This window comes from Streptomyces sp. NPDC057694 (assembly GCF_042799415.1).
GTDB lineage: Bacteria > Actinomycetota > Actinomycetes > Streptomycetales > Streptomycetaceae > Streptomyces.
Map to the genome: position 1 here is coordinate 82,471 of NZ_JBHVIX010000020.1, position 20,160 is coordinate 102,630.

The following is a 20,160-nucleotide window of genomic DNA, read 5'->3' on the forward strand; positions in this document are numbered from 1 at the left end:
CGACTTTAGCTTAGTTTGAACAAAACTATCGGCCAAGGATCTCTTCCGGGCCGTACCTTTTGTTCATGTGAGGCTTTGCTGAAGCCCCCTGTGGGACAGGAAGACGAGGGCATCATGAGTCAACTCCGTGTCGCGGTGATCGGAACGGGTTTCATGGGGGCGGTGCACACCCGGTCCGCGCGCGCGGCGGGCGCCGACGTGGTGGGGATCGTCGGATCCACCCCGGAGAAGGGCCGCGCCGCGGCCGAACGGTTCGGCGCCGGGCGCGGCTTCGACTCGGTCGAGGACGTGCTGCGGGCCGGCGTCGACGTCGTGCACGTGTGCACGCCCAACGCCTCGCACGCCCGGTTCGCCCGCGCCGCGCTCACCGCAGGTGTCCCCGTCGTCTGCGAGAAGCCGCTGGCCACGGACGCGGCGACCGCGCGGGAACTCCACGAGCTGGCGGCCGAGCGGCAGTTGGTGACCGCGGTGCCGTTCGTGTACCGGTACTACGCCTCGGTGCGCGAGGCCCGGCTGCGGCTCGCCCGGCCGGAGCAGCGGCCGCCGTGGCTGCTCCACGGCAGCTACCTCCAGGACTGGCTCGCCGACCCGGAGACCGGCAACTGGCGCGTCGACCCGGCGGACGGCGGCGCCACTCGCGCCTTCGGCGACATCGGCGTCCACTGGTGCGACCTGGCGGAGTTCGTGACCGGCCAGCGCATCACCCAGGTGTCGGCCACCTTCGCGCGGACCGCCGCGACCCGCCCGGCGGCGGACGGCACCCCGCGTCCCGTCGTGACGGAGGACGGCGCGGTCGTCCAGCTGCGGACCGACACCGGGGCCGTGGGCTCGGTCGTCGTCAGCCAGGCGTCCGCCGGGTACAAGAACGCGCTGTCGTTCTCCTTCGACGGCCCGGACGCCAGCTTCGCCTTCCACCAGGAGACCCCCGAGTCGCTGTGGATCGGCGACCGCGACGGCTCCCGCGTCGTCGTGCGCGACCCGGGCCGCGCCACTTCGCCGGTGGGCCGTTCGGCGGCCCTGCCCGCCGGTCATCCCCAGGGGTACTACGAGTGCTTCGCCGACTTCGTCGCGGACGCCCACGCCGCCGTACGCGGTACGGAGGTCGAGGGGATGCCGACCTTCGCGGACGGGGTCCGGGCCGCGCACATCGCCGAGGCCGTCGTGGCGTCCGCGCAGGACGGCGGCTGGGTGGACGTGAAGGAGACGCAGCGGTCCTAGGACTCTTTCAGCAGGGCCCGCTCAGGACAGGTAGAGCGGCTCGGCGCCCGCGCGTTCGCGGGCGTGCGCGTCGCGCGGGCTGCCGTGGCGCAGCCATTCGCCGAGCATGTCGGGGTGCAGCAGTTCCTCGATGGCGAGCTGGGCGGCGCCCACTCCTTCGGCCCGGTCCGGGTCGGCGTCGGTGATGACCAGTTCGTCGGTGGCCAGCGGGAGGGCGCCGCGGGTGACCTGGTCGACGACCGGTTCGCGGAACACGTCACCGGCCTGCGCCAGCGTCCCGGCCAGATACACCGTCGACGGGTTGAACACACTGACGAGCAGGGCCAGTTGGGAGCCGACGAGTTCGCCGGCGCGGGTGACCAGTTCGATGCTCACCGGGTCGCCGTGCGCGCAGCCGTCCAGGACCTCGGTGACGGTGAGGTGGTCGAGGCGCTCCTGGAGGAAGGCGCTGCGTCCGGCCAGGGCCGCGGCGCGGGCGTCCCGGGCGAGGGCCCAGCCGCCGGCGAGCGCCTCCAGGCAGCCGTACTTCCCGCACCGGCAGCGGTGCCGGGACTCGGCCGCGACGATGGTGTGGCCCAGGTCGCCGGCCGCGCCCCGGGCCCCGCGGTGCAGACGGCCCCGCGAGATGAGGCCGAGGCCGATGCCGGTGCCGGCCTTGACGAGCAGGACGTTGTCACCGGCCGTGAGCCGGTCCCGGCTCCAGGCGCCCAGCGCCATCACGTTGGCGTCGTTGTCGACCCAGGCGGGTACGGCGAAGTGGGCCTCCAGGCGCTCGCGCAGCGGGAAGCCGTGCCAGCCCTCCATGATGGGCGGATGCACCGGGGTGCCCCGGGCGAAGTCGACCGGTCCGGGGACGCCCACGCACACGCCCCACAGCCGGTCCGCCAGCTGACCGGTGAGCAGCGCGGCGGCGGCCTCGAACAGCGCGGCGAGCGACGCCTCGGGGCCCGCCTCGACGTCCCAGGGCAGGCGCCGGTCGGCGAGCTGCGTACCGTCCAGGTCGGTCACGGCGAGGTGCAGGTGCGTGGCGCCGAAGACCACCCCGAGGACGGCGCCGCGCCCGGCGGCGATCCGCAGGATCCGCGACGGTCTGCCGCCGGTCGACGGCGCGGGTTCGCCCTCGCTGAGCAGCCCGGCCCTGAGCGCGTGGTCGACCCGCTGCTGGATGATCGTCCGGCCCAGGCCGGTGTGCCGGCTCAACTCCGGCCGCGTCACCGCCAGGCCGCTCCTGATGGTTCTCAGGACCAGCGACAGCGTCTGGGTCTGTTCGGTCATACGGCGCAGTCTCCATGGGGTCGGGAGGACGAGCTTATGGCGTGCCCGGACGCGCGGGCAGGGCCGGGCGGACGCGACGGCCGTCCCGGGGCCACTCGTTCGGCCCACCCCGACTGCATGGAACGGTGCCCCGCCGGACGGTGGGGACATGAGATTCGCCGATGGATTCGCCCGAGAGTTCAAGGACGCCGTCACTCCACGGGCCACGCTGCTCGTCATCGGCGTGCTCGCGCTGCAACTGCTCTTCATCGCCTCCTACGTGGGAGCGCTGCACAGCCCGAAGCCGAAGGACGTGCCGTTCGGCGTCGTCGGCCCGACGGCGGCCGTGGCCGAGCGGACGGAGCAGCAGCTGGCGAAACTGCCGGGCTCGCCGCTCGACCCGCGCGTGGTCGCCGACGCGGCGACGGCGAAGCGGCAGATCCTGGACCGGAAGATCGACGGCGCGCTGGTGCTGAACGCGCGGGGCACCACGGACACCCTGCTCGTCGCGTCCGGCGGCGGCACCGTCCTGGCCAGCGCCCTGGAGAACCTGGCCGGTGAGATCGACGCCACCCAGCAGCGCACGGTGCGCGCGGTCGACGTGGCACCGGCCTCGCCCAACGACTTCGACGGTCTCTCGGCGTTCTACCTGATCGTGGGCTGGTGCGTCGGCGGCTATCTGTGCGCCTCCATCATGTCGATCAGCACCGGCTCCAAGCCGACCAGCCCGCCGCGCGCGCTGATCCGGCTCGGCACGATGGCGCTGGTCGCGATCGCGGGCGGCATCGGCGGCTCACTCATCATCGGCGACTCGATCCTGGGCGCGCTGCCCGGCTCCTTCTGGGGCCTGACCGGGCTCGGCGCGCTCGTCACCTTCGCGGTCGGCGCGCTCACCCTGGCCCTGGAGGAGCTGACCGGCATCGTCGGCATCGGCCTGGCCGTCCTGCTGGTCGTCGTCGCGGGCAACCCGAGCGCGGGCGGCGCCTTCCCGCTGCCGATGCTGCCCCCGTTCTGGAAGGCGATCGGCCCCTGGCTGCCCCCGGGCGCGGGCACCTGGGCGGCCCGCTCGATCGCGTACTTCGACGGCAACGCCCTGACGAAGTCCCTGCTGGTGCTGTCGGCGTGGGCGGTGGCGGGCGTGGCGGTGACCTTGCTGGTGTCGACCCTGCGAGAGAAAAAGCGCCGCAGCACGGTCAGCGCCCCGTAAGGGGCGCGGGGTCGTGTCCGATATGCGGCTCCGCCGCGTGGGCGCGAGCAACCACGACGCACCCGCACCCGCACACGAAAGCGCACCCGACAGACGAAAAGGCGCCCCCATTGAACCTCCCCCACAGATCAGGCCCGGCCGCCCAGGCCAGCTCCGTCAAGCGCATGGAACCCACGGCCCAGGCCCAGCTCGGCCCCCTCGGCCTGACGGGCTTCATCGTGGTGACGATGATCGCCACCGGCATCGACGCGGGCATCTTCCCCGAACGCCTCGCCGCGGCCGACGTCCCCACGGTCGGCTTCCTCATCGGCGGCCTGGCCCAGCTGCTGGCCGGCCTCTTCCAGGTCCAGCGGGGCGACACCTGGCACGCCACGGTCTTCGCCGGCTTCGGCCTGTTCTGGATGGCGAAGGCGCTGATGCTCCAGTGGATCGTGCCGTCCCTCGACCCGTCCCTGCGCGGCGACGCGATGGGGCTGTTCACCCTCCCCTGGGTCTTCGTGGTCTTCGTCCTGTGGCTGGCGAGCTGGCGCATCCACCTGGTCCTGCTGCTCACCTTCAGCTGCGTCCTGGTGGTGTTCGTGGCGATGACCTGCAACGGCTTCACGGGCCTGGTCGGCTGGAACCGGGTCGCCGGCTGGTTCGGTCTCGGCGCCACGGCCGGGGCGCTGTATCTGCTCGCGGGCCAGGTGATGGCCTCGACATGGGGCCGCCCGGTACTTCCGATGGGCCGCTTCCTGACGCCGCCGGAACTCGCCGAGTCCTGATTCCCGTACAGGTACGACAAAAGCGCGCCCCGGCACCGTCGTGCGAACGGTGCCGGGGCGCGCGTCTTCGTGGGGAGGCGCGTCACGCGGTGGGCGTGCCCTCCCGGTTGCCGTAGTACGCCTGCCGCATCAGCTGCCTCATGTCGTCGATCATCGGCATCCGCGGGTTGGCGGGCGCGCACTGGTCGGCGTAGGCGTTCATGGCCTGCTGGGGCAGCGCCTCGATGAAGGCGCTCTCGTCGACGCCCTCGGCGGCGAACGAGGCGGGGATGCCGCAGCGGTCGCGCAGTTCCTCGACGGCCCTGGCGTACGACTCGACGCCCTCTTCCGGCGTCGCGGCCGGCAGGCCCAGCATCTTCGCGATGTCCTGGAGCCGCTCGGGCGCCCGGTAGGTCTCGGCCTTGGGCCACGGGGTCGCCTTGTACGAGACCGTGCCGTTGTGCCGGATGACGTGCGGCAGCAGCAGCGCGTTGGTGCGGCCGTGGGCGACGTGGAAGGTGTTGCCGAGGGTGTGGGCCATGGCGTGCACCAGGCCCAGGAAGGCGTTGGCGAAGGCCATGCCCGCGATCGTCGAGGCGTTGTGCATCTTCTCGCGTGCCTCGGGGGCCTTGGCGCCGTCGGTCACGCACGCTTCCAGGTTCTCGAAGACGAGCTTGATGGCCTGGAGGCACTGGCCGTCGGTGAAGTCGTTGGCGTAGACGGAGACGTACGCCTCGGTGGCGTGGGTCAGCGCGTCGAAGCCGGAGTCGGCGGTGACGGTCGGCGGGAGGTTCATCGGGAGCATCGGGTCGATGATCGCGACGTTCGGGGTGAGGGCGTAGTCGGCGAGGGGGTACTTCTGGGCCGCTTCGGGGTCGGAGATGACGGCGAAGGGGGTGACCTCGGAGCCGGTGCCTGACGTGGTCGGGATCGCGACCAGCTTGGCCTTCTCCCCCAACTGCGGGAAGGTGTAGGCGCGCTTGCGGATGTCGAAGAACTTCTCCTTCGTGTCCGCGAACTCGATCTCCGGGTGCTCGTACATCAGCCACATGATCTTCGCGGCGTCCATCGGCGAGCCGCCGCCGAGCGCGATGATCGTGTCCGGCCGGAAGTCCCGCATGGCGGCGGCGCCCGCCCGCACGGTGGCCAGCTCGGGGTTGGGCTCGACGGTGTCGATGACCTGGACGGTGACCGGCTGCGGGCGGGCGGCCAGGATGTCGGTGACCTTCTGGACGAAGCCGATGGCGCCCATCGTCTTGTCGGTCACGAGGCTGACGCGGCTGACGCCGTCCATCTCGCCGAGGTATTTGACGGCGTTCCGCTCGAAGTAGATCTTCGGCGGGATCTTGTACCACTGCATGTTGGTGTTGCGCCGCCCGATCCGCTTGATGTTGACGAGGTTGACGGCCGAGACGTTGTTGGACACCGAGTTGTGGCCGTAGGAGCCGCAGCCCAGGGTCAGCGAGGGGAGGAAGGCGTTGTAGACGTCGCCGATGCCGCCGAAGGTGGAGGGCGAGTTGACGATGACGCGGATCGCCTTGACGCGGCGGCCGAACTCCTCGGCCAGTTCCTCGGACTCGGTGTGGATGGCGGCGGAGTGGCCGAGGCCGTTGAACTCGACCATCTGGGCTGCGAGTTCGAGCCCGTGCTCGGTGTCGCGGGCCTTGAGCGCGGCGAGGATCGGGGACAGCTTCTCGCGGGTGAGGGGCTCGGCCGGGCCGACCTCGGCGCATTCGGCCACGAGGATGGAGGTGTCGACGGGGACCTCGAAGCCGGCCTGCTCGGCGATCCAGCCGGCGCTCCTGCCGACGACGGAGGCGTTGAGCTTGGCGCCCGCACAGTCGGTGCCGTAGGCGGTGGTGCCGAAGACGAACTCCTCCAGCTTGGTCTTCTCGGCGGCGGTCAGGACGTGGGCCTGGAGGCGGCGCAGCTCGGCGATGCCGTCCTCGTAGATCTCCTGGTCGAGGACGATCGCCTGCTCGGAGGCGCAGATCATGCCGTTGTCGAAGGCCTTGGACAGGACGATGTCGTGGATGGCGCGGCCCAGCTTGGCGTCCTTGGCGACGTAGGCGGGGACGTTGCCCGCGCCGACGCCGAGGGCCGGCTTGCCGCACGAGTAGGCGGCCCTGACCATGGCGTTGCCGCCGGTGGCGAGGATGGTGGAGACGCCCTCGTGGTTCATCAGGAAGCCGGTGGCCTCCATGGAGGGCTGCTCGATCCACTGCACGCAGTTCTCGGGGGCACCGGCCTCGACGGCTGCGTCACGCACGATCCGGGCGGCCTCGGCCGAGGACTTCTGGGCGCTGGGGTGGAAGGCGAAGACGATCGGGTTACGGGTCTTGAGCGCGATCAGCGCCTTGAAGACCGTGGTGGAGGTCGGGTTGGTGACGGGGGTCATCGCGCAGATGACGCCGACCGGCTCGGCGATCTCGGTGACGCCGTTGATCTCGTCGCGGGAGATGACGCCCGCGGTCTTCAGGCCGCGCATCGAGTTCACGACGTGCTCGCTCGCGAAGAGGTTCTTGACCGCCTTGTCCTCGAAGACCCCGCGGCCGGTCTCCTCGACGGCGCTCTTCGCCAGGTCGCCGTGGTGGCTGAGCGCCGCGAGGGACGCCTTCTTGACGATGTGGTCGACCTGTTCCTGGTCGTACGTCTCGAACCGGGCGAGCGCCTCCAGCGCGCCGGTGACCAGTTCGTCGACCATCCCCTTGGCATCCACGGCAGGATCTCCTTCTTCGCGACCTTTTCTTCGACAGTTCGATTCCACACCTTTTCGTGTGGTACGGCGGCCGGAAAAGGGCCCCGGCTTGCGGGGCGAAGGTCCCATGAAGATCATTGGCGGCCCGAAGAAACCCTCCCCCACCTGCACATACGCCTGAGGGCTTTCGCCCCTTGCGGACTTGTGAAAACTTTCACAAGAATTTCGCGGAAAAAGGGCACCCCGCGTGTGCGGGGTGCCCCGGAAAACCGGTCAGCCGATTTCCGCGCCGAACGTCGAGAGCGCTTCCGTGACCGGCTGGAAGAACGTCTCGCCGCCGGACGTGCAGTCGCCGCTGCCGCCGGAGGTGAGGCCGATCGCCGTGTCACCGGAGAACAGCGAGCCGCCACTGTCGCCGGGCTCGGCGCAGACGTCGGTCTGGATCAGACCGTTCACGATGTCGCCGTTGCCGTAGTTCACGGTGGCGTCGAGTCCCGTCACCGTGCCGTCGTGCACCTGGGTGGTGGAGCCGGAGCGGGTCACCTTCTGGCCGACGGTCGCGTCACCGGCCTTGGTGATCTCCTGCGCGGACCCGTTGTAGAGGTTCACCTCGCTGGGGTGGGGGACGTCCGCGGTGTACTTCACGAGCCCGAAGTCGTTGTCCGGGAAGCTCGACTGCTCGTTCGTGCCGATCTCCTGGCCGCTGGAGTCGGACCAGGTGGAGATCGCCTCGGTGCAGTGGCCCGCGGTGATGAAGTACGGCTGGCCGTCCTTGACCACGTTGAAGCCGAGGGAGCAGCGGCCGCCGCCGCCCGAGATGGCGTCGCCGCCCGAGACGAAGGTCTTGAACTCGCCCTGGGTGCGCTGGAGTTCGGCCTTCGCGCCGAGGCCGTCGACGACCTTGTTGAGCTTCTGCCAGTCGGCGCCCTTGACCGTGCGGTCGGCGGTGACGACGACCTTGTTGGTGGCGGGGTCCGTCGCCCAGGAGGTGCCCGGGATCGACGCGTCGCTCTTCAGCGTCGTCCGGGCGCTCTTCAGCGCGGTCAGGGAGTTCTGCACGATTCTGGCCTGGGCGCCGGCCGCCTCGACGGTCTGCGCGGCGTCCTTGCTGAGCACGTTGACGACGAGGTGCTGAGCCTTGGCGTCGTAGTAGCTGCCCGCCGAGTCCGCGCCGAGGTCCTTGTGCAGGGCCGAGGCGAGATTTCCGGCCTTCGCGACGGAGAGGCTCTTCGGCGTCAGGTCAGGGGTGTCGGTGCTGGCGTTCGCAGTCTGGAAGGTGATGCCCGCGGCGGCCAGGGCGGCTATTCCCGCTCCGACCACGGCGACACGCCGCTTGGGTATGCGTCGGTGCTTCAACTCTCGTCCTCCTGTGGGGGGTTGGGAACCCGGCTGTCGTGGGGGACGTACCGGGTTCCATGAGGCTGACGGGCCCACTATCCCGACCGTCACAGGGGACACACAAGGTCGACTTCAGGACGCGCGTACGTCAACCCCAGTACGCCCCTTACCTCTTACGTGCACCGGCGCCGCCGAGGTCGTCCGCCTGCGATCCCCAAAGCAAACACTGCGCGCGCGCACGAAAGGGCAGAGGGTGAGGACTAGTCCTGTCCAAAAACCACCCGTGTGAGAGACGGCGCATCCGCCCCGACAGGACGCGAGGAACTGCGCGCCCAGCCACGACGGCCCGCCCCGACAGGGGCGCGGGGAACTGCGCGACCGGCCACAGACAACCCGCACCCGGCACCCGACAGACCCCCTACGGCGCGTCCCCGCCCTCAACCCCGCCCGGCTCCCCCGGCTCCGCCAGCTCACGACCGGCCCCGCGAGCGGGCGCCCCCCGAGCGGGCGCCGCGGGGTCAACCGGCGTAGCCCGCTCAAGGAACCGCAACAACTCCACCGGAAACGGCAGCACAAGCGTCGAGTTCTTCTCGGCGGCAACGGCCACCACGGTCTGCAGCAGACGCAGTTGAAGCGCGGCCGGGGTGTCCTCCATCTGCTGCGCGGCCTCGGCGAGCTTCTTCGAGGCCTGCAACTCGGCGTCGGCGTTGATGACCCGGGCACGCCGCTCCCGGTCGGCCTCGGCCTGCCGTGCCATCGACCGCTTCATGGTCTCGGGCAGGGACACGTCCTTGATCTCCACCCGGTCGATCTGCACGCCCCACCCGATGGCGGGGCTGTCGATCATCAACTCAAGGCCCTGGTTGAGCTGTTCACGGTTCGACAGCAGATCGTCGAGGTCGCTCTTGCCGATGATCGAGCGCAGCGACGTCTGCGCCATCTGCGAGACCGCGAACCGGTAGTCCTCGACCTGCACCACGGCCTCGGCCGCGTCGACCACCTTGAAGTAGATGACGGCGTCCACCCGCACCGTGACGTTGTCCCGGGTGATGCCGTCCTGCGCGGGCACCGGCATCGTCACGATCTGCATGTTGACCTTACGGAGCCGGTCCACGCCCGGCACGATCATCGTGAGCCCGGGTCCGCGCACCGACGACGTCAGCCTGCCGAGGCGGAACACCACCCCGCGCTCGTACTGTTTGACGACGCGGGCCGCCGCCATCGCGTAGACCGCTCCGGCACAGACGACGGCCGCCGCGGCGGTCACCAGTTCCTCGACCATCTCACGGCCCCCCAGGGTCCGAAGTGGGCGCATCAGGCGCGTGGTTCAGGCGCGTCCTTCGACGGTAACTCCGTGCGGGGCGGTACGGGAGAGCCCCCGCCCGGTGCGCTACCGGACAGGGGCTTCCGCTGATGGCTGCGGTGCTGCACAGACATACGGTCGGTGCATGTGGTGCGTGTGGTGCGGGCGGTGCGATCAGAACACGTGGACCCCGTAGACGCTGAGCGCTTCGGTGACCGGCTGGAAGAACGTCGTGCCGCCGGACGTGCAGTTGCCGCTGCCGCCCGAGGTCAGACCGTAGGCCACGCCGCCCGTGGAGTAGAGGGCGCCACCGGAGTCGCCGCCCTCGGCGCACACGGTGGTCTGGATCATGCCGTAGACGATGTCGCCGCTGCCGTAGTTCACGGTGGCGTTGAGCGCGGTGACCTTGCCGCTGTGGATGCCGGTGGTGGAGCCGTCACGGGTGACCGTGGCGCCCACGCTCGGCGTGCCCGAGCTCTTGATGTCCGTGTTGCCCGCGGTGCCGGACTTGGCGACCGAGCTGTTGCTGTACTTCACCAGCGCGTAGTCGTTGGTGGGGAAGCTGTAGCTCACGTTCGAACCCAGCACCGTGGTCTTCGCGGAGTTCGAGTACCAGGTGGAGGCGACCTCACCGCAGTGGCCCGCGGTCAGGAAGTAGTAATTGCCGCTGTTGTCCTGGACGTTGAAGCCGAGGGAACAGCGGTAGGCGCCGCCGTAGATGGCGTCTCCGCCGGCGATCAGCTTCTTGAAGGTGCCGTTCGTACGCTTGATGCTGAGCGCGCCCGCATTGCTGCCGGCCTCTGCCTTGATCTGGTTGATCTCGGCCTGCGACACGGTGCTGTCGACGGTGACCAGCACCTTGCCGGTCTTGGCGTCGACCGACCAGGCCGTACCGCCGATGTCGGCGGACTGGACGGCGTCGCTGGCGCGAGAGAGTTGAGCCGCACTGAACGTCGGGGATTCCGCGGCCTGCGCGGAGGGGACGGTGAACGCTGCCACGGCCAGCAGTCCGGTGCCCGCGGCGATCAGCCCGGTCCGTCTCGCCATGCCGTTACGGGGGGTGGTGCGCTTGATCCTCACTGGTCGTTCCTCCCGAGGGAAGTCTGGGGCCCGCGTGGGGTCGGGGCCCGTGAGGCGCGGTCAGGGACGGCGGAGGTCCGGATAGCGAACACGCCGTGACCCTGACAAGCGCTGTTCGGGAGTATTCGGGCTCTCAACTACCCCGCACAAGAGCGGCTTTCGGCCTTCCACCGGATCTCCGCACACACGACGGAATGCCCCGGCGGCTTCGGCTCGTACGGTCCGTACGGCGCCCGCCGGGGCTCGGTTCGACCTGTCAGACGGCCCTGGGCGCCGCCAGGTTCCGCTCGCCCGCCGCGACATCCGCGGTGAGGGTGTTGCCCGGGGGCGGGAAGGGGCAGATGAAGTGGTCGGCGAAGGCGCACGGCGGCAGCGTCGCCCGGTTGAGGTCCACGGTCGTACGGCCGTCGGCGTCGGGCGCCGCCGGGTACAGGAAGCGGAACCGGTAGCTGCCGCGGCCGCTGGTGGCGTCGGCGAACACGGCCCACAGCCGGCCGTCCGCCTGCCGTGCGACCTGCAGCGTGTGCTCCTGCCCGGCGAGGGTGAAGGTCAGCTCGCCCGCGAGTCCGAGCGCGCGCTTCCTGCCGTCGGCGTTCTCGACACGGACGTCCGTACTGCCGTCCGGGTACGGGGTGAAGCGGCCCTCGACCGCCCAGCGCGGGTCGTACGGTGTCGCGTCGATGCCCGGCGACTCCAGGAACGCCGTCCGGGCGGGCGCGGCCGGGTCGAAGTCCCGTACGCCCCACAGTCCTTCACGCACGATGACGACGAGCCGCCGCTCGCCGAGCGCGACGGTCGCGTCGGCGCCGAGCCGGGTCCGCTCCCCGTCCAGGGTGCGCACGACGCCGTCACCGTCCACCCGCCATTGCCCGGGGATGGCCGGAAGTTTGCCGTCCGTATAGTCGTCGAGCCAATAGGTACCCGTGAGCGAGAGGGGCCCGTGGGGCGCGGAGACGGACGCGGTCCGCTCCTCGTGCCACTGCTTCCAGGCGTCGGCGGGGCTCGCGTCGGTCATGCGGTGAGGATCCTCTCGGTGGTGCCCGGTCCCGGAGCAAGCCGTTCGCGGGTGTGCGGTTCGGGGGTGCGCAGTCCCAGATGGGAGCGCAGGGTGGAGCCCGCGTATTCCGTGCGGAAGGCGCCGCGCTCCTGGAGCAGCGGGACGACCCGGTCCACGAACTCGTCGAGGCCGCCGGGGGTCAGATGCGGGACGAGGATGAACCCGTCGGCGGCGCGGCCCCGCACAAATGCGTCGATCTCGGCGGCGACCGTGTCCGGGGTCCCGACGAACGACTGCCGGCCGGTCGTCTCGATCACGGTCTGCCGGATGGACAGGCCCTTGGCGCGGGACACCGCCCGCCACTTCTCGGCGATCTCGAAGACGTCGCCGCGCCGGGTGCGCCCCTGAGAGAGAGCGGAGTCGGGGACCGGGTCGATGTCGGGCAGTGGCCCGTCGGGGTCGTAGGAGGAGAGGTCCACGCCCCACACCTGCTCCAGGGCGAGGATCGCGGTCTGCGGGGAGACCTGCTGCCGCCGGATCTCGGCCGCCTTCTCCTGCGCCTCGGCCGCGGTGTCGCCGAGGACGAAGGTGACCCCCGGCATTATCTTGAGGTCGTCGGGCTCGCGTCCGTACGCCGCGAGCCGCGCCTTCACATCGGCGTAGAAGGCCTGCCCGGCCTCCAGGGTGCCGTGCCGGGTGAAGATCACGTCGGCTGCGGACGCGGCGAACTCGCGGCCTTCGGCGGAGTCCCCGGCCTGGATGACGACGGGGTGTCCCTGGGGCGGCCGGGGCACGGTGAAGTCGCCCTCGACGGTGAAGTGCCGCCCCTGGTGACGGAACGGATACTCGGTGCCCGCGTCCCACAACTCCCGCGCCACTTCGACGAATTCGGCGGCGCGGGTGTAGCGGTCGGCGCGGTCGAGGTAGCCGCCGCGGCGGAAGTTCTCACCGGTGAACGCGTCGGAGGAGGTGACCACGTTCCAGGCGGCGCGGCCGCCGCTGAGGTGGTCGAGGGTGGCGAAGCGGCGGGCGGTGTCGAACGGCTCGTTGAAGGTGGCGTTGACGGTGGCGGCGAGACCCAGCTTCTCGGTCACCGCGGCGAGCGCGTTGAGCACGGTGATCGACTCGGGGCGGCCGACGACGTCCAGGTCGTGGATGCGCCCGCGCTGTTCGCGCAGACGCAGCCCTTCGGCGAGGAAGAAGAAGTCGAACAGGCCGCGTTCGGCCGTGCGGGCCAGATGCTCGAAGGAGGCGAAGTCGATCTGCGACTTCGAGCGGGGGTCGGCCCACACGGTGGTGTTGTTGACGCCCGGGAAGTGCGCGGCGAGATGGATCTGCCGCGCGCCTTCCGTACTGGTGGTGTGCCTGGTCATGAGGGGACCCCCGGGGCGGTTGCGTACTGGCTGGCGGGCCGGGCGAGTCCCAGGTGTTCGCGCAGGGTGGCGCCCGGATAGAAGGTGCGGAACAGGCCGCGGTGCTGGAGCAGCGGCACGGTGCCGTTGACGAGGCGTTCCAGGTCGCGGCGCGCGTCGAGCGGGGTGAGGTGGAAGCCGTCGGCGGCGCCCGCCCGGTACCAGGCGGCGATCAGGTCGGCCAGGTCGACGGGCCCGCCGCGGTACAGCGGCCCCTCCTCGCTGGGCAGCGGCCCGCCGCCGTGTCCCGGCTGGGCGGCGTGCTCGCCACCGCCGAGGTCGATGCGGAGCGCGGCGAGCACCCGCAGCCCGTCCGGGTCGCGGCCGTGCTCGGCGGCGCGGCGGCGCAACCCGTTGCGGGCCGCGGCGAGTTGGGCCGGGTCGGAGACGCCGACGAGCGCCACGTCGGCGTGCCGGGCCGCGACGTCGTACGCGTACGGCTGGGTGGCGTCCACGACGACGACGGGCCGGCCCTGCGGCGGCCGCGGCACGATCGACGGGCCGCGCACGGAGAACGTCCGCCCCTCGAAGTCGACGTAGTGCAGCTTGTCGCGGTCGACGAAGCGGCCGGTGGCGACGTCCCTGATCTCGGCGTCGTCCTCCCAGCTGTCCCACAACCTCCCCGCCACGTCGGCGACTTCACCGGCCTCGTGCCACAGGTCGGCGGGCGGGGCCACCGATGCCCCGACGTATCGCCGCCCGAAGAGCCGTGCCTCGTCGTCGCTCGGCGACACGTCGGGCCGCCAGCCGGCCCGCCCCCGGCTCACCCAGTCGAGGGTGGCGACGGCGGCCTGCACGTGGAACGGCTCGGTGTGGGTGGTGGTGACGGTGGGCACGAGCCCGATCCGGGAGGTCTCCGGGGCGATCCGCGACAACACGGCGAGCGCGTCGGGCCCGGGCGCGCCGAAGGTGTCGTGCAACGTCACGAAGTCCAGCGCCCCGTGCTCGGCGAGCCGGGTGAGCTCCAGATAGGGCGCGGAATCATAGGTGTCCGCGAGATCGACGGCGGCAGCAAGATGAAGCACGGCGGGGAACCTCTCAACACGGCGGTCATGGGGCGCCCCTTCAGGGGCGCGGGGAACTGCGCGACCAGCCGCGACGGACCGGCAGACGAAAACCAGCCCGCCGCGGCACCCGCCTAAGACGTCTTCGGCAACCCTTCAGGGTTGACCTCAGACTTGGGCACGGCCTCACTGGACAACCCCCACCGCTTCAGCACCCGCGCATAGGACCCGTCAGCGATGACATGGTTCAGCGCGGCAGCGTAGGCGTCGACAAGCCCGCTCCCCTTCTTCGTCGTCGCGGCGATCTCCCCCTGGATCTCGTCACCGCCACCGGAGATGGTCCCGATGATCTGCGACTGCCCGGCGGACGCCACGTGGTAGGCGGCGGACGGGTTCGGGCCGAGGTAGGCGTCGATGCGCCCGGACTGGAGCGCCAGGTAGTAGTCCGTGTCCTTCTGGAAGTACTTGATGGTGACGGGCTTGAGGCCGGCCTTCTCGTCCTGCTTGCTCCAATCGACGAGGATCTTCTCCTGGTTGGTGCCGGAGGAGACGGCGATGGTCTTGCCAGCGACGTCCTTGGGCTCCTTGACCCGCCAGCTCGTGCCCTTCTTCGCCTCGAAGGCGATGTTGTCGAGCCGGTAGGTGGCGAAGTCGTACTTCTCCTTGCGCTCCTCGGTGACGGTGACGTTGGAGAACACCGCGTCGAACTTCCCGCTGTCGAGCCCGACGAACAGGTTCTCCCAGCTCACCAGCTCCTGCTTGACCTTGAGTCCGAGGGTGTCGGCGACGAGGGTGGCGATGTCGACCTCGGAGCCGATCCGGGTCTTGTCGTCGGTGGCGAAGAAGCCGAGCGGTGGCGAGGCGTCGGCGCTGCCGCCGAGCCGCAGCGTGCCGCGCTCGCGCACGGCGGCCGGCAGCAGCGCGGCGATCTTGTCGACCTTCTTGCCGCGGATGCGGTTCTGGTCGGGGCCGATGTTGATGTTCCCGACCTTCTTCGTGCCGGCGGCGCCGGTCGTGGCGGCGTCGCTGTCACCTCCGCAGGCGGTGAGCAGGGGGGCCAGGGCGAGCGCGGCGACGGAGGCGGTCAGGGTGCGGCGGGACAGCATGTGCGTACTCCTCAAAGTGGTGACAGATAAAGAAGGTCGACAGGTCAGAGGACCTTGGAAAGGAACGCCCGGGTCCGTTCCTCGCGCGGCGCGTCCAGTACGTCGCCGGGGGCGCCCCGCTCGACGATGCGGCCCTCGTCCATGAACACGACGGTGTCGGCGACCTCGCGGGCGAAGCCGATCTCGTGCGTGACGACGATCATCGTGGTGCCCTGGTGGGCGAGGTCGCGGATGACGTCGAGGACCTCGCCGACCAGCTCGGGGTCGAGCGCGGACGTCGGCTCGTCGAACAGCAGCAGCTTGGGTTCCAGGGCGAGGGCCCGGGCGATGGCGACGCGCTGCTGCTGGCCGCCGGAGAGCTGGCGGGGATAGGCGTCGGCCTTCTCGGCGAGCCCGACCCGGTCGAGCAGCTTGCGTGCGCTCTCCACCACCTCGGCGCGGGGCCGCTTGAGCGCGGAGACCGGGGCCTCGACGATGTTCTCCAGAACCGTCAGGTGCGGGAAGAGATGGAAGTTCTGGAAGACGAAGCCGATGTGCGTGCGCTGCTTGAGGATCTCGCGCTCGCGCAGCTCGTACAGCTTGTCTCCCGAGCGGCGGTAGCCGACGAGCTGCCCGTCGACGCTGATCCAGCCGCTGTCGACCTTCTCCAGGTGGTTGATGGTGCGCAGCAGCGTCGACTTGCCGGATCCGGAGGGGCCGAGGACGACGGTGACCTCGCCGGCCCGCACCTCCAGGTCGATGCCGCGCAGCACCTCGACGGAGCCGAAGCTCTTGTGCACGGACTTGATGTCCACCATGGCGCTCATCGGGTGGAACCTTTCGCGAAGTGGCGCTCCACGTAGTGCTGGAGTACGGAGAGTGCGCTGGTCAGGAGGATGTACCAGGCGGTGGCGACCATCAGCAGGGGCACCACGCGGCCGTTGCGGCCGTAGATGACCTGCACCTGGTAGAAGAGTTCGCCGATCGCCATGACGGAGACGATCGAGGTGCCCTTGAAGAGGGAGATGACCTCGTTGGCGGCGTTCGGCAGGATCGAGCGCATCGCCTGCGGCAGCACGATGCGGCGGATCTGCCGCAGGCGCGGGATGCCGAGCGCGGCCGCGGCCTCCAACTGGCCGCCGTCGACGGCGAGTACACCGCCGCGCACGATCTCGGCGGCGTACGCGGCCTGGTGCAGGGCGAGGCCGAGGACGGCGGCGCTCATCGCGCCGACGAGCCCCATCGTGTCGAAGGAGAAGAAGCCGGGCCCGAAGGGGATCCCGAACGTCAGCTCCTTGTACAGATAGGCCAGGTTGAACCAGAACAGCAGCTGCACGATCAGCGGGATCGAGCGGAACGCCCAGATGTAGCCGAACGCCACCGTGCGCAGGAACCGGCTGCTCGACAGGCGCATGAAGGCGATCACGATGCCGAGCGCGAAGCCGAGCGCCGTGCCGTACGCGGTGAGCTGGAGCGTCGTCCAGACGGCCTTGAGGATGACGTCCGCGGTGAAGAACTCCGCGAACACCTCCCACTCCCAGCCGGAGTTGGTGGCCAGGCCGTGTGCGAACTGGGCGAGCAGCACGGCGGTCACGACGATGGCCACCCACCGCAGGGGGTGGCGTACGGGGACGACCTTGAGGTGCGCGTAGGCGTCCTTCGGTGCCTCGGCGGCGGTCGTGGCGGCGGCGTCCAGGGGTGGATCGCTGGTCAGAGACATGGGTGTCCTCGGAGACGGACGAGCGGAGACGGAACGAGCGGAGACGGAGGAGCGGGAGGGGCCGAGCCGAGCCGGGCCGGGCGGCCGGGCGGCCGGGCGGGCGGGCGGGCCGGTCTCAGGCGGCGGTGGCGCGACAGGAGAGGTCGCGCAGCAGCGCGAGGACGGCGCGGGCCGTCGCGTCGTTCTGCCGGAACGACGGGCCGTTGGTGCGCGGCCGGGTGAAGGCGCCCGCGCCGCGCGCGTCGGTGTGCGGGCCGAGGGCGAAGCGGCGCGGGTGGGCGGCGCCGTCCCGGGACAGGACGCGCCCGTCGGCCGGGTCGACGGCGAGCAGTCCGGCGTCGGTCGACCGCGCGCCCTCCTCGTACAGGGTGCGCAGCAGCCGGTCCCGGGTGCGGGCGAGGGTCGGCTGCGGCAGGCGGGCCTCGACGAGCGCGCGGGCCTCGACCCGGACTCCGGGTGCCGAGGCGCTCGTGGCCGTGAAGACGCCGTCCCGCGCCTCGACCCGCATGTCGGCGCCGACGAACTTCACGACGCCCGCGCGGGACAGTGCGAGCAGCTGGCGCAGGCGCGGTCCCGGCGGCCCGGACGCCAGGTAGCTGAAGAAGCCGTGCCACCAGGGGCCGACGTCGCCGAGCCGGACGAGCTGCCCGTACACGGAGAGCAGGCCGAGGAAGACGGCGAGGTCGGGGCTGTGCGCCGGGTCGTGGCGGCGCTCCAGGTCGTCGGTGATGTGGCCGCGCAGGCCCGCCTGGAGTTCCTCGTACGAGCCGTAGCGGACGCCGTCGAGCGGGCGGTCCAGGGCGGCGAGGTCGAGCCGGTCGGCGGGGTCGGGCACGGTGGCGGCGACGAGGGCCTGCATCTCGGCGCTGAGCGGCGCCGCGGCGGCGTACTTCTCCTCGAAGACCTCCCAGGCGACGCCGGTGCGCTCGGGGTGGGCGGTGAACAGCCGGTGGTAGTGCGCGTACCCGAGTTCCTTGTCGACGAGCGGCCACACGTCGCGCCGGAAGCCGTCGGACCCGAACTCATCTCCCTTCGCGAGGAGTTCGTCGATCTGCGTCGGTCCGAGGAAGCGCGGCAGCGGCGGCCGCTCCCCCGCGTCCCAGTCGTAGCCGAGCTTGGCGTGGTAGGGCACCCCGCGCCGCGATCCGACGTGCAGCACCGGCTCCCGCCCCGAGGGCACATAGGTGTCCCCTTCGAAGCGTCCGCCGCGCCCTTCCGTCAGCAGCACCATCAGGTCGACGAAGGCGAGCCCGAAGCCGCGGACGAGCACGTCCTGACCGGGCACGAGGGCGCTCAGGTCGGAGTCGGCGGTGAAGTCGGGCGGCAGATGCACGAGCCCGTGCCGCTCGGCGTACGCGCGCAACTCCTTCTGCTCGTCGTTGAGTTCGGCGTCCAGATGCCCCTGGGTGAGAACGACGGCGTCGGCGAACAGCGGCCGCGTCTCCCCCTCCAGCCACACCTGCTGGCGGCCGTGGGGAGCGCCGGACACGCGCAGGGCGCGCCGGGCGTGATGGTGGACGGTGACCCCGTCGGGCAGCGCGGCGACGGCCCTCTCGTACACCCACCGCAGATAGCCGCCCTGCCGGCGCCGGTCGGCGAAGGTCCGGCCGTCGATCCCGGCCCACTCGTGCAGCACGGGTCCCGGCACCACGGGCCCGGCCAGCTCCACCGTCTCGTCGGTGAACATGGTGACGTCCTGGGCCTGCGAGTTCATCCACAGCAGCGGCGACTGCTCGCGCCGCCAGATGCGCCCGCCGCCCGGCGGATAGGGATCGACGAGATGCACGTCCAGCGCCAACTGGTCCTTGCCGTCACGCGAGTTGGCGGCGAGGCGCTCCAGGACTCCGGTCCCCCGCGGCCCGGCTCCCACGATCACCAGGGACTGCCGTACGGGACTCATCGCTGCGTCCCGCGCGCATAGTGCCGCTCGACGTAGTACTGGCCGACGCTGAGCAGCGAGGTCACCACGACGTACCAGATGGTGGCGACGAGCAGCAGCGGGATGACCTGGTAGGTGCGGTGGTAGACGAGCTGCACGGAGTAGAGCAGGTCCTGCACGGCGATGATGCTGACGATGGAGGTGCCCTTGAGGGTGCCGATCAGCATGTTCCCGGCCGGCGGCACGATGGCCCGCATGGCCTGCGGCAGGACGATCCGGCGCCAGCGCCGGTACCGGCCGAGGCCCAGGGCCTGGGCGGCCTCGACCTGCCCCCGCTCCACCGAGAGGATGCCGCCGCGCACCACCTCGGCGGCGTACGCGGCCTCGTGCAGGGTCAGTCCGATGATGGCGACGGTGACGGGCCCGAAGAGGTCGACGGTCTTCACTCCGAGGACGCGCGGGTACAGGGCGCCGATGTTGAACCAGAACAGCAGCTGCACGAGGATCGGCACCGACCTGAACAGCCAGACGTATCCCCAACTGACCGCTCGCAGAACGGGGTTGGCGGACAGTCGCATGACGGCCAGCAGGGTGCCGAACGCGAAGCCGAGCGTCATGACGAGCGCGGTCAGCCACAGGGTGAGCCAGAGTCCGCGCAGCACGGAGTCGGTGGTGAAGTAGTCGGCGACGACGTCCCACTGGAACGCCTCGTTGCGCAGTACCGAGTTCATGGCCAGGCCGAGCAGGACGAGCACGACGGCCGCGGCGGTCCACTGTCCGGTGCGACGGCGCGGGACGATGCGGGGGACGGCGGGGGCGGCCGGGGCGGGCTCGGCGGGCGGTGCCTTGGCAAGGGTTTCCGAGGACATGGGAGGGCTCCGTGGGCTGGAATCCGGCCCGTACGGTCGTGCCTTCACGCCTGTCGGGCCGAGCCCCTCAGCAGCGGTCCCGCACCGAGAGTACGGGGCCTGTCACGCGGTCTGTCAAGGCTGTCCAGACTGTGAGCCGGGCGTCTCAAGTGAGTTGACGCGGAACCGGATGCCTGTTCCACTAATGCCCATGCATCCGCAGCAGTGGCTGGTCACGCGCTCCCACATCGACTTCGGTCGAGTGTGGTCCGCGTCCTGTTGATGCCCTTCAGACGCCTCTGAGCGCGTCGCACTTCTCTCTTCCTCTTTTTCTCAGGTCGCCGGCGTTCTCGCCGTACCTCAACGCATTCCCG

The 20,160-nt window shown here is 70.8% G+C and carries 16 protein-coding genes; 3 read left to right on the forward strand and 13 right to left on the reverse strand.

Going from position 1 to position 20,160, the window contains the following annotated elements; genetic code table 11:
• Positions 1-114: 114 nt before the first annotated feature.
• Positions 115-1,218 carry a Gfo/Idh/MocA family protein gene (locus tag ACFVDP_RS32450; protein WP_383497596.1) on the forward strand — a complete coding sequence of 368 codons (1,104 nt, stop codon included), beginning with the start codon at positions 115-117 and terminating at the stop codon, positions 1,216-1,218.
• A 21-nt stretch (positions 1,219-1,239) separates the two neighbouring features.
• Here ACFVDP_RS32450 and ACFVDP_RS32455 read toward each other — a convergent pair whose 3' ends face one another.
• On the reverse strand, positions 1,240-2,493 hold the full coding sequence (locus ACFVDP_RS32455; RefSeq protein WP_383497598.1) for an ROK family protein: 1,254 nt from the start codon (positions 2,491-2,493) through the stop codon (positions 1,240-1,242).
• Between the two features lie 148 nt (positions 2,494-2,641).
• Between ACFVDP_RS32455 and ACFVDP_RS32460 the strand changes: the two genes are divergently transcribed.
• Together ACFVDP_RS32460 and ACFVDP_RS32465 are read left to right on the forward strand one after the other, a co-directional pair.
• Positions 2,642-3,679: a DUF3533 domain-containing protein gene (locus ACFVDP_RS32460; RefSeq protein WP_383497600.1), complete on the forward strand. Its 1,038-nt coding sequence runs from the start codon at positions 2,642-2,644 to the stop codon at positions 3,677-3,679.
• 164 nt (positions 3,680-3,843) lie between these two features.
• Positions 3,844-4,443, forward strand: a complete 600-nt coding sequence (locus tag ACFVDP_RS32465) for an acetate uptake transporter (RefSeq protein WP_383497602.1) — start codon at positions 3,844-3,846, stop codon at positions 4,441-4,443.
• 82 nt (positions 4,444-4,525) lie between these two features.
• Here ACFVDP_RS32465 and adhE read toward each other — a convergent pair whose 3' ends face one another.
• From adhE to ACFVDP_RS32525, 12 genes are all read right to left on the reverse strand, one after another.
• Entirely contained in the window at positions 4,526-7,126 is a 2,601-nt protein-coding gene (adhE, locus tag ACFVDP_RS32470; protein ID WP_383497737.1) for a bifunctional acetaldehyde-CoA/alcohol dehydrogenase, read from the reverse strand.
• A 267-nt stretch (positions 7,127-7,393) separates the two neighbouring features.
• Positions 7,394-8,476 carry a S1 family peptidase gene (locus ACFVDP_RS32475; protein WP_383497604.1) on the reverse strand — a complete coding sequence of 361 codons (1,083 nt, stop codon included), beginning with the start codon at positions 8,474-8,476 and terminating at the stop codon, positions 7,394-7,396.
• A 400-nt stretch (positions 8,477-8,876) separates the two neighbouring features.
• On the reverse strand, positions 8,877-9,740 hold the full coding sequence (locus ACFVDP_RS32480; RefSeq protein WP_383497606.1) for a slipin family protein: 864 nt from the start codon (positions 9,738-9,740) through the stop codon (positions 8,877-8,879).
• A gap of 195 nt (positions 9,741-9,935) precedes the next feature.
• On the reverse strand, positions 9,936-10,841 hold the full coding sequence (locus tag ACFVDP_RS32485; protein WP_383497608.1) for a S1 family peptidase: 906 nt from the start codon (positions 10,839-10,841) through the stop codon (positions 9,936-9,938).
• Between the two features lie 256 nt (positions 10,842-11,097).
• Entirely contained in the window at positions 11,098-11,856 is a 759-nt protein-coding gene (locus ACFVDP_RS32490) for a DUF1684 domain-containing protein (protein WP_383497610.1), read from the reverse strand.
• Positions 11,853-13,211, reverse strand: coding sequence for an LLM class flavin-dependent oxidoreductase (locus ACFVDP_RS32495; protein WP_383497612.1), 1,359 nt, complete (start codon positions 13,209-13,211; stop codon positions 11,853-11,855). Before ACFVDP_RS32495 ends, ACFVDP_RS32490 begins: the two co-directional genes overlap by 4 nt.
• Positions 13,208-14,275: an LLM class flavin-dependent oxidoreductase gene (locus ACFVDP_RS32500; protein ID WP_383497614.1), complete on the reverse strand. Its 1,068-nt coding sequence runs from the start codon at positions 14,273-14,275 to the stop codon at positions 13,208-13,210. The genes ACFVDP_RS32495 and ACFVDP_RS32500 overlap by 4 nt, the downstream gene beginning before the upstream one ends.
• A 113-nt stretch (positions 14,276-14,388) precedes the next feature.
• Positions 14,389-15,360 carry an ABC transporter substrate-binding protein gene (locus ACFVDP_RS32505; RefSeq protein ID WP_383497616.1) on the reverse strand — a complete coding sequence of 324 codons (972 nt, stop codon included), beginning with the start codon at positions 15,358-15,360 and terminating at the stop codon, positions 14,389-14,391.
• A 44-nt stretch (positions 15,361-15,404) separates the two neighbouring features.
• Entirely contained in the window at positions 15,405-16,166 is a 762-nt protein-coding gene (locus tag ACFVDP_RS32510) for an amino acid ABC transporter ATP-binding protein (RefSeq protein ID WP_383497618.1), read from the reverse strand.
• Entirely contained in the window at positions 16,163-17,059 is an 897-nt protein-coding gene (locus ACFVDP_RS32515; RefSeq protein WP_383497620.1) for an amino acid ABC transporter permease, read from the reverse strand. The genes ACFVDP_RS32510 and ACFVDP_RS32515 overlap by 4 nt, the downstream gene beginning before the upstream one ends.
• 115 nt (positions 17,060-17,174) lie before the next feature.
• Complete coding sequence (locus tag ACFVDP_RS32520; protein WP_383497622.1) at positions 17,175-18,959, reverse strand: FAD/NAD(P)-binding protein; 1,785 nt, start codon at positions 18,957-18,959, stop codon at positions 17,175-17,177.
• Positions 18,956-19,807 carry an amino acid ABC transporter permease gene (locus ACFVDP_RS32525; protein WP_383497624.1) on the reverse strand — a complete coding sequence of 284 codons (852 nt, stop codon included), beginning with the start codon at positions 19,805-19,807 and terminating at the stop codon, positions 18,956-18,958. The genes ACFVDP_RS32520 and ACFVDP_RS32525 overlap by 4 nt, the downstream gene beginning before the upstream one ends.
• Positions 19,808-20,160: the final 353 nt, after the last annotated feature.